We start from the raw sequence: 9,329 nt of genomic DNA, 5'->3' as shown, positions 1-9,329 counted from the left end.
ACCCGTGTGCCGGGTACGGACACTCACGTGCAAGTGGCTCTCCGTACCCGGCACACGGGTCTGCTTCTTCCGTCTCGCGCAGTTCCTCGCGCCCCCAGGGTGACCACCTGCCTCGCGGCCCGGGGCGGCGCTCCAGTGGGTATGGATCGGGGTCGGGTAGACGTTCTCGTGGGTGGTTGGGCCGAGTTCCGGTCCGGGGGAGGTTCGGCCGCCTAGGATTCGGAACGGTGCACCAGGCGGACGGGGCACACGGCTCACGCCCGCGGCTGGCGCCCACGAGGAGGTCCGCGGCAGTGACCAGTCAGGTCGATCAGGCAGAGGCAGTGGACGGCTCGGACGACGACGGCCGGTCGGGCCCGGCCTCGCCGCCGGGCGCCCGGCAGCGGCCGGCGAAGCCGGTCCGGCGTCTGGACCGGGTGATCATCCGCTTCGCCGGCGACTCCGGCGACGGCATGCAGCTCACCGGAGACCGCTTCACCTCGGAGACGGCCTCGTTCGGCAACGACCTCTCCACCCTGCCGAACTTCCCGGCCGAGATCCGGGCTCCCGCCGGCACCCTGCCCGGCGTGTCGTCCTTCCAACTGCACTTCGCGGACCACGACATCCTGACCCCGGGCGACGCGCCCAACGTGCTGGTGGCGATGAACCCCGCCGCCCTGAAGGCCAACCTCGCGGACCTGCCGCGCGGTGCCGAGATCATCGCCAACACCGACGAGTTCACCAAGCGGGCGCTGGCCAAGGTCGGCTACGCGGCGGACCCGCTGACGGACGGCTCGCTGGAGGCGTACCACCTGCACCGGGTGCCGCTCACCACGCTGACCCTGGAGGCGCTGAAGGACTCGGGGCTGGCCCGCAAGGACGCCGAGCGGGCGAAGAACATGTTCGCGCTCGGGCTGCTGTCCTGGATGTACCACCGGCCGACCCACGGCACCGAGTCGTTCCTGCGGCAGAAGTTCGCCAAGAAGCCCGACATCGCCGAGGCCAACATCCTCGCCTTCAGGGCGGGTTGGAACTTCGGCGAGACCACCGAGGACTTCGCGGTCTCCTACGAGGTCTCCCCGGCCCGGCTGCCCGAGGGCACCTACCGGAACATCTCCGGGAATCTCGCGCTGTCCTACGGCCTGATCGCGGCGGGGGAGCGCTCGGGCCTGCCGCTGTTCCTGGGCTCGTACCCGATCACCCCGGCCTCGGACATCCTGCACGAGCTGTCCCGGCACAAGAACTTCGACGTGCGGACCTTCCAGGCGGAGGACGAGATCGCCGGGATCGGGGCCGCGCTGGGCGCGGCCTTCGGTGGGGCGCTGGGGGTGACCACCACCTCGGGGCCGGGCGTGGCGCTGAAGTCGGAGACCATCGGGCTGGCCGTCTCGCTCGAACTCCCGTTGCTGGTGGTGGACATCCAGCGCGGCGGGCCGTCCACCGGGCTGCCGACCAAGACCGAGCAGGCGGACCTGCTGCAGGCGATGTTCGGCCGCAACGGCGAGGCGCCGGTGCCGATCGTGGCCCCGGCCACGCCGGCCGACTGCTTCGACGCGGCACTGGAGGCGGCCCGGATCGCGGTCACCCACCGGACCCCGGTGTTCCTGCTGAGCGACGGCTACCTGGCCAACGGCTCGGAGCCGTGGCGGATCCCGGCGGTGGACGAACTCCCGGAGATCACACCGGACTTCGCCACCGGGCCGAACCGCGAGGACGGCGCCTTCTGGCCCTACCAGCGCGATCCGCAGACGCTGGCCCGCCCGTGGGCGGTGCCGGGGACGGCGGGCCTGGAGCACCGGATCGGCGGCATCGAGAAGCAGGACGGCACCGGGAACATCTCCTACGACCCGGCCAACCACGACTTCATGGTCCGCACCCGGCAGGCCAAGGTCGACGGGATCGCGGTGCCCGACCTGGTGGTGGACGACCCCTCGGGCGAGGCCCGGGTGCTGGTGCTCGGCTGGGGCTCGACCTACGGGCCGATCACCGCCGCCGTCCGCCGGGTGCGGGCCGACGGCGGGCAGGTGGCCCAGGTGCACCTGCGCCACCTGAACCCCTTCCCGGCCAATCTCGGGGCGATCCTCAAGGGCTACGACCGGGTGATCGTGCCGGAGATGAACCTCGGGCAGCTGGCCCTGCTGCTGCGCGCCAAGTACCTGGTGGACGCCCAGTCCTACAACCAGGTGCGCGGACTCCCGTTCAAGGCGGCCCAGTTGGCCGACGTGCTGACCGCCGCCCTCGGCACCCTGGAGGAGAAGTGATGGAGAGCCTTCGACTGGTGCCCAAGGCCGACGGGCCGCAGAGCGCCAAGGAGTTCAAGACCGACCAGGAGGTGCGCTGGTGCCCCGGCTGCGGGGACTACGCCATCCTGGCCGCCGTGCAGGCCTTCATGCCGGAGCTCGGCATCCGCCGGGAGAACACCGTGTTCGTCTCCGGGATCGGCTGCTCCTCGCGCTTCCCGTACTACATGAACACCTACGGGATGCACTCGATCCACGGGCGCGCCCCGGCCATCGCCACCGGCCTGTCGGCCTCCCGGCCGGACCTGAGCGTCTGGGTGGTGACGGGTGACGGGGACGCGCTGTCGATCGGCGGCAACCACCTGATCCACGCGCTGCGGCGCAACGTCAACCTGAAGATCCTGCTCTTCAACAACCGGATCTACGGCCTGACCAAGGGTCAGTACTCGCCCACCAGCGAGGTCGGGAAGATCACCAAGTCCACCCCGATGGGCTCGCTGGACCACCCCTTCAACCCGCTCTCGCTGGCGATCGGCGCGGAGGCCACCTTCGTCGCCCGGACCATCGACTCGGACCGCCAGCACCTCACCTCGGTGCTCCGGGTGGCCGCCGAGCACCGGGGCACCGCGCTGGTGGAGATCTACCAGAACTGCAACATCTTCAACGACAACGCCTTCGAGGTGCTCAAGGACCCGGGCACCCGGGACGAGGCACTGATCCGGCTGGAGCACGGGCAGCCGGTCACCTTCGCCGGCCGGGGCGTCTTCCGCGGCCCGGGCGGCGAGCTGTACGTGGACGAGGTGACGGAGGCCAACCGGGGCGAGGTGCTGGTGCACGACGCCCACCACGCCAACCCGGCGCACGCCTTCGCGCTCTCCCGGATCGCCGACGCCGACACGCTCCACCACACCCCGATCGGGGTGCTGCGCAGCGTCGAGCGGCCCGTCTACGACGAGCTGATGGGCGGTCAGCTGGAGCGCGCGGTGGAGCAGCGCGGCCGGGGCGACCTGGGCGCGCTGCTCACCGGGAGCGACACCTGGACGGTGGTCTGACCGCCGGGGCGGGCCGTCAGCGCGCGTCGTACGCCTGACGGTTCGCCAGCACCCCGGGCGTCTGCCGCTCGACCCAGTGCGCGAGGCCGCCGACCATCTCGGCGGCCTCGTGGCCGAGCGGGGTCAGCCGGTAGTCCACCCGGGGCGGGATGACCGGGTGCGCCTCGCGCTCGACGAAGCCGTCCCGCTCCAGGGTCTGCAGGGTCTGGGCGAGCATCTTCTCGCTGACCCCGGCCACCCGGCGGCGCAGCTCGCTGAACCGGTACTCGCGCTCGGCCAGCGCGATCAGCACCAGGACGCCCCAGCGGCTGGTGACGTGCTCCAGCACGCCGCGCGAGGGGCACATCCGGTCGTTGACGTCCGGGGCGTGGAGCAGTGCGTCGACACTTACCTTCATGTCAGTACCCTACTTCAAAGTGCGTACTTCCGATTGGTAAGTGCAGTACATACGGTGAGTGTGGAAAGCGCAAGACCTCACCGACCTGGGAGTACCTCATGATCGTCGTCACCGGAGCCACCGGACAGCTCGGCCGCCTCGTGGTGGAGGGCCTGCTCGCCGAGGTGCCGGCGGGCGAGCTCGCCGTCGCCGTCCGCTCCGCCGACAAGGCCGCCGACTGGGCCGCGCAGGGCGTGACCGTCCGCGAGGTCGACTACAACCGGCCCGAGACCCTGGCAGCCGCCTTCGGCGCGGGTGACAAGGTGCTGCTGATCTCCGGCAGCGAGGTCGGCGCCCGGGTGCCGCAGCACACCGCCGTGGTCGAGGCCGCGAAGGCCGCCGGGGTGGCGCTGCTGGCCTACACCTCGATCCTCGGCGGCGACGAGGCCACCTTCCGGCTGGCCGAGGAGCACCAGGCGACCGAGGCCGTGATCCGCGCCTCCGGCCTGCCGTACGTGCTGCTGCGCAACGGCTGGTACACCGAGAACTACACCGCCAACGCGGCCGTCGCGGTCGAGCACGGCGCGGTGGTCGGCAGTAACGGCGACGCCCGGATCGCCACCGCCTCCCGGCAGGACTACGCGGACGCGGCCGTCGCGGTGCTCACCGGCGAGGGCCACGAGAACGCGGTCTACGAGCTCAGCGGGGACGAGGCCTGGAGCTTCTCCGAGTACGCCGCCGCGCTGGCCGCGCACACCGGCAAGCCGGTCTCCTACGCGGACGTCCCGGCCGAGAAGCACCACGAGATCCTGGTCGGCGCCGGCCTGCCGGAGGGCTTCGCCGGGATCCTGGTGGACGTGGACGCGGCCATCGCCCGGGGCGAGCTGGCCCGCGACCGCGGTGTGCTGTCGAAGCTGATCGGCCGCCCCACCACCCCGCTGGCCGCGACGGTGGCCGCCGCGCTATGAGCTGTCCGAAACGCGTGTCATGACCAAAACGCCGATTCAGGGATGACACCCTGCCCTCCCGCCCGCTACCTTCGTCCGGAGGACAGCGCGCGCGGAGGGCAGGCCGGTCGATGGCACAGCAGCAGCAGGCCGGCAGCGGTGCCGGGCTCGGGTACGGATTCGCCGCCTACGGGATCTGGGGTCTCTTCCCGCTCTACTGGCCGCTGCTGGAGCCCAGCGGCGCGGTCGACATCCTGGCCAACCGGATGGCCTGGTCCCTGGTGGCCGTCGCCCTGATGCTGGCCGTGATGCGCAAGTGGGCGTGGATACGCCCGCTGCTCGCCCAGCCCCGCCGGCTGGCGCTCTCCGTACTCGGCGCCATGGTGGTCTCGGTCAACTGGGGCGTCTACATCTGGGGAGTGAACTCGGGGCACGTGGTGGAGACCAGCCTCGGCTACTTCATCAACCCCCTGGTGACCATCGCCTTCGGGGTCCTGCTGCTGGGCGAACGGCTGCGCCGGGCCCAGTGGGCGGCGGTCGGGATCGGCGTGCTGGCGGTCGCGGTGCTCACCGTCGGGTACGGGCGGCTGCCCTGGATCGCCCTGGTGCTGGCCCTCTCCTTCGGCACCTACGGCCTGCTCAAGAAGAAGGTCGCGCTCGGCGGCACCGAGAGCCTCGCGCTGGAGACCGCCGCCATGTTCCCGTTCGCGGTCGGCCTGCTGGTCTGGCTGGGCGTCACCGGCCGGGGCACCTTCGGCACCGAGGGCTGGGCGCACTCCGGCCTGCTGATGCTCAGCGGCCTGATCACCGCCGTGCCGCTGCTCTGCTTCGGGGCGGCCGCCGTCCGGGTGCCGCTGAGCACCCTCGGCCTGCTGCAGTACCTGGCGCCGGTGCTGCAGTTCCTGCTCGGCATCACCGTCTTCCACGAGCGGATGCCGCCCGCCCGCTGGGCCGGCTTCGCCCTGGTCTGGGCCGCGCTCGCGGTGCTCACCTTCGACGCGCTGCGGCGCCTGCGACAGAGCCGGTCCGAGCTCCCGGCGGCGCCGCCGAGCACTCGGCCGGAGGATGCGCCGGCTGACGCTCCGTCAGCTTCGTCCGCCCGGTGAACAACTCGTTTCGGGATCTCCTCAAGCCCCCCGCAACCCTGCTAACGTCCGGGGTGCCCGCAGCCGAAGGCTGTCGGAAGGCACCCCCATGCCGGCCACGGGAGGAGTCGCGATGGTCCAGCTCAAGGCACCGCTGGTCCGGCCGTTCCGCCGGTCGGCGGCGGCCGACGGGGCCGCCGTGCTGGCCTCCGGCGGGGCCCTGCGGGTGCCCGCCGTGCGCCGCGAGATGGACGCCGCCGAGACCGGCGAACTGCTGCTGAGCGCCGACCGCCCCGGCGGCCCGGTGACCATCCGCTGGCAGCGCCCCGGCCGCCCGCCGGTCACCCTGCAGGCCCCCAGCCGGCTCGACCGGGTGGAGCTCAAGGGCTCGCACCGGGCCCGGCTGCACGGGCTGACCGCCGGGGTCCGGCTGGTCTGCCACGGCTGGTCCCCGCTGTTCCTGGTCGCACCCGCGCAGCTGCCGGTGCTGGCCTGCGCGGCGGCCAGCTCACGAAGTGACGTCGCGGGCCGTGAAGCGGGCCCAGGCCGCTGAGCCGAAGACCGCCACGTAGAGCGCCTGCAGCCCGAGGTTCTTCAGCACCTCGTCCCAGTACATCGGCTGCCGCAGCAGGTCCCCGAAGCTCAGCCAGTGGTGCGAGAGCAGGTACGGCTGGATCGCGTGCAACTGCGGGAAGGCGTCCAGGATCTGCACCGTGATCACCAGTACCACGGTGGTGGCCATCGCGGCGATCCCACTGCCCGTCAGGGTGGAGACGAACAGCCCGACCGCGACCAGCCCGGCCAGCGAGGCCGCCACCACCAGGGCCACCAGCACCGCCCGCAGCAGCGCCTCGCCCGGGCCCACCGTGTCCCCGGAGAGCAGCGTGACGTCCCCCAGCGGGAACAGCGCCGCCCCGGTGGCCAGCGCGGAGGCTGCCACCGTCAGGGTCGCGCCCAGGCAGAACGCCGTCCCGGCCAGGAACTTGGCCACCAGCAGCCTGGTCCGGCCGGCCGGGGCGACCAGCAGGTAGCGCAGGGTGCCGGAGGCCGCCTCGCCCGCGATCGCGTCGCCCGCCACCACGCCCACCGTCATCGGCAGGAAGACCGGCAGGGTGACGGCCAGTGAGGTGAAGACCAGGAACACGCCGTTCTGGGTCACCTGGGCGATGAAGGCCGGGCCGCCGCCGCCCTCGCCGTCGGTCTGCCACTTGATCACCACGCCGATCAGCACCGGCAGGGCGGCCAGGATGGCCAGCAGGGTGACCGTCCGGGCCCGCCGGAAGGTCAGCGCCAGCTCGCTGCGCAGCAGTGAGGTCGAGAGCGCGGCCGGAAGCCGCGCCGGTGCGTCGGTGAGTGCCTCAGCCCGCGACATCGAATCCCTCCCCGGTCAGCGCCACGAAGGCGTCCTCCAGCGTGCCGCGCTCCACTCCGAAGCCCTGCACCCGCACTCCCGCCGCGACCAGCGCCGCGCAGAGCCCGGCGAGCTCCTCCTCGGCGGGGGCGGCGGCGGAGAGCGAGCCCTCGCCGCCCCGGACGTCGGGGACCTGACGCTCGGTCAGCACCTCGGCGGCCTCCGCCACGTCCGGCGTGCGGACCACCAGGCGGCCCTGCGCCCTGGCCGCCAGCTCGGGCACCGTGCCCTGCACCAGCAGCCGGCCCCTGGACATCACGGCGGCGTGGGTGCAGACCTGCTCGATCTCGTCCAGCAGGTGCGAGGAGAGGAAGACGGTGGAGCCCTCGGCCGCCAACTCCCGCACCAGCGCCCGGATCTCCCGCATGCCCTGCGGGTCCAGGCCGTTGGTGGGCTCGTCCAGCACCAGCAGGTCGCGCGGGCGCAGCAGGGCCGAGGCCAGACCCAGACGCTGCTTCATGCCCAGCGAGTACGCCCGGGCCTTCTTGCCGGCGGCGGCCGTCAGGCCGACCCGGTCCAGCGCCTCGGAGACCCGGCGGGACCGGGTGCGCGGGTCGGTGGTCGGATCGGCCGCGTCGAAGCGGGACAGGTTGTCCCGGCCCGTCAGGAAGCCGTACAGGGCCGGGCCCTCGATCAGGGCGCCGACCCGGGGGAGCACGGTGGCGGCGCCGCGCGGCATCGGCTCGCCGAGCACCACCGCCTCGCCGGAGCTGGGGGTGATCAGGCCCATCAGCATCCGGATGGTGGTGGTCTTGCCGGAGCCGTTCGGCCCCAGGAAGCCGAACACGCTGCCCCGGGGCACCGTCAGGTCCAGCCCGTCCACGGCCAGTTGGCCGCCCGGGAAGCGCTTGGTCAGCCCCCGGGTGCGGATCACCTCGGCCGGAGCGGCCGGGCGGCCCGCAGCCGCCCGGCCGTCCGGCCGCTCCAACAGGTCGGTCACTTCGTCCCGGCCGCGCTCTGCAGCACCTGCGGGGTGACGGCGCCGGCGAACACCCGGCCGTCGTCGGTGATCAGCACGTTGACCACCTTGGTGGAGATCAGGCTGCCGCCGCCGACCGGCTTGCCGAGCGCCTTGGCGAAGCCGCCGGCCTCGCCGCCCGCCGCCTCGGCGGGGAGCCTGGCGCTGAGCACGGTGGTCCAGCCCTCGCCGGTGACCTTGAAGTCCGTGTCCTGCCCGGCCTTCCCGAGCGCCTCCTCGGCCGCCTCGGCGTCTGGGGAGTTCTGCAGCCACTTCTCGTGGTCCACGCCCTCCTCGGCCTTCTGCTCCGTCACCTTGGCGCCCTTGGGGGCGGTGAAGCGGAAGGTGTCGGCGGACGGGGTGGCGAAGGAGACCTCGCTGAAGCGGGCGTCCAGCACCTTGGTGGAGCCGGAGCGGACCTGCACCGCGAGCGGCACGCCGTTCCCGGCCGCGACGGCGATCCGCACCTCGGAGATGGTCGAGCCGCCCTGCTTGGGCTTCACCCGCAGCTCGTAGGCGTCCTGCCCGGCCACGGTGGTGGTGCCCTCCACGGTGACCTGGGTGGTGTCCGCACCCAGCTCCAGGAACTTCTTCGCGGCCTCCTGCGGGGTGACCGGCAGCGGCAGCTCGGGCTTCGCCCGCTCGGCGGCCTGGGCACCCGTCAGGTGCACCGCCTCGTTGCTCCTGCTGTCCCAGGCCCAGAGCTCGGAGCCGTTGTGCACCAGCTCGTAGCCGGACAGGCCGCCGATCAGGCCGAGCCGCTGGCGGTCCGGGCCGTCCACCGCGATCCGCAGGGTGTGCTCGCCGCCCAGCAGTTGGAGCAGCTTGGCCCCGGGGTCGGCCTCCGAGCCTTCGCCGCCGCCCCGGCCGCCGCCGTGCCCGCCGGGAGCCCCGCCGCCCGGCAGAGCCCCGCCCAGCAGCTGGGTCGGCAGGCCCAGGTCGGCCTTGAGCTTGACGGTGCCGGAGAGCGCCCGGGCGTCGGAGCCCAGTGCCTTGGCCACCACCTGCTCCGCCGTCAGCTCGGGCAGCTTGGGCCCGGACTCACCGGCCATCGCGGGCACCAGGCCGATCCCGGCGGCGGTCAGCGCCACCACACCGGCGGGCACCAGCACCCGGGCGGCCTTGCGTCGCGTGGTCCGTTCCATGACTTCCTACCCCTCGTCAGACGTCAGAACTGCCGTGCTTCCCCTCCATTGGAACCCACGGGACCCCCGTCCGGTATCGCTCCAGAGGGCCGGATCCGCCTACTCCCAGCGGTGCACGTGACCCTGAGCACGTCTC

General features: G+C 72.8%; 9 protein-coding genes. 5 read left to right on the top strand and 4 right to left on the bottom strand.

Going from position 1 to position 9,329, the window contains the following annotated elements; translation table 11 throughout:
• The first annotated feature begins 293 nt into the window (after positions 1–293).
• Both ACWEPF_RS11160 and ACWEPF_RS11155 read left to right on the top strand, forming a co-directional pair.
• On the top strand, positions 294–2,240 hold the full coding sequence (locus ACWEPF_RS11160; protein ID WP_452172371.1) for a 2-oxoacid:acceptor oxidoreductase subunit alpha: 1,947 nt from the start codon (positions 294–296) through the stop codon (positions 2,238–2,240).
• Positions 2,240–3,271, top strand: coding sequence for a 2-oxoacid:ferredoxin oxidoreductase subunit beta (locus ACWEPF_RS11155; RefSeq protein ID WP_452172370.1), 1,032 nt, complete (start codon positions 2,240–2,242; stop codon positions 3,269–3,271). The genes ACWEPF_RS11160 and ACWEPF_RS11155 overlap by 1 nt, the downstream gene beginning before the upstream one ends.
• 16 nt (positions 3,272–3,287) lie before the next feature.
• Here the strand turns inward: ACWEPF_RS11155 and ACWEPF_RS11150 are convergent, their stop codons facing one another.
• Complete coding sequence (locus ACWEPF_RS11150) at positions 3,288–3,668, bottom strand: winged helix-turn-helix transcriptional regulator (RefSeq protein ID WP_452172369.1); 381 nt, start codon at positions 3,666–3,668, stop codon at positions 3,288–3,290.
• A gap of 98 nt (positions 3,669–3,766) precedes the next feature.
• Here ACWEPF_RS11150 and ACWEPF_RS11145 point away from each other — a divergent pair, with 98 nt between their 5' ends.
• From ACWEPF_RS11145 to ACWEPF_RS11135, 3 genes are all read left to right on the top strand, one after another.
• Positions 3,767–4,615: an SDR family oxidoreductase gene (locus tag ACWEPF_RS11145; RefSeq protein WP_452172368.1), complete on the top strand. Its 849-nt coding sequence runs from the start codon at positions 3,767–3,769 to the stop codon at positions 4,613–4,615.
• Positions 4,616–4,725: 110 nt separating this feature from the next.
• Entirely contained in the window at positions 4,726–5,700 is a 975-nt protein-coding gene (gene rarD, locus ACWEPF_RS11140; protein ID WP_452172367.1) for an EamA family transporter RarD, read from the top strand.
• Between the two features lie 112 nt (positions 5,701–5,812).
• A complete protein-coding gene (locus tag ACWEPF_RS11135; protein WP_345283942.1) occupies positions 5,813–6,232 on the top strand; it encodes a hypothetical protein in 420 nt (139 codons plus the stop codon).
• On the opposite strand, the gene ACWEPF_RS11130 is transcribed toward ACWEPF_RS11135, so the two are convergent.
• From ACWEPF_RS11130 to ACWEPF_RS11120, 3 genes are read right to left on the bottom strand one after another with little or no spacing between them, the layout of a single operon-like run.
• Complete coding sequence (locus ACWEPF_RS11130; RefSeq protein ID WP_345283944.1) at positions 6,188–7,051, bottom strand: ABC transporter permease; 864 nt, start codon at positions 7,049–7,051, stop codon at positions 6,188–6,190. The two genes, ACWEPF_RS11135 and ACWEPF_RS11130, sit on opposite strands and share 45 nt — an antisense overlap.
• The gene (locus tag ACWEPF_RS11125) at positions 7,038–8,021 is read right to left on the bottom strand and encodes an ABC transporter ATP-binding protein (RefSeq protein WP_452172374.1); all 984 of its coding nucleotides are present in this window, start codon (positions 8,019–8,021) and stop codon (positions 7,038–7,040) included. The genes ACWEPF_RS11130 and ACWEPF_RS11125 overlap by 14 nt, the downstream gene beginning before the upstream one ends.
• A gap of 5 nt (positions 8,022–8,026) precedes the next feature.
• Positions 8,027–9,193 (bottom strand): LolA family protein, encoded by a 1,167-nt coding sequence (locus tag ACWEPF_RS11120; protein ID WP_452172366.1) that lies wholly within the window; start codon positions 9,191–9,193, stop codon positions 8,027–8,029.
• Between the last annotated feature and the right edge of the window lie 136 nt (positions 9,194–9,329).

Source organism: Kitasatospora sp. NPDC004289 (genome assembly GCF_053602875.1).
This window is presented reverse-complemented; position numbering and strand designations above follow the sequence as displayed.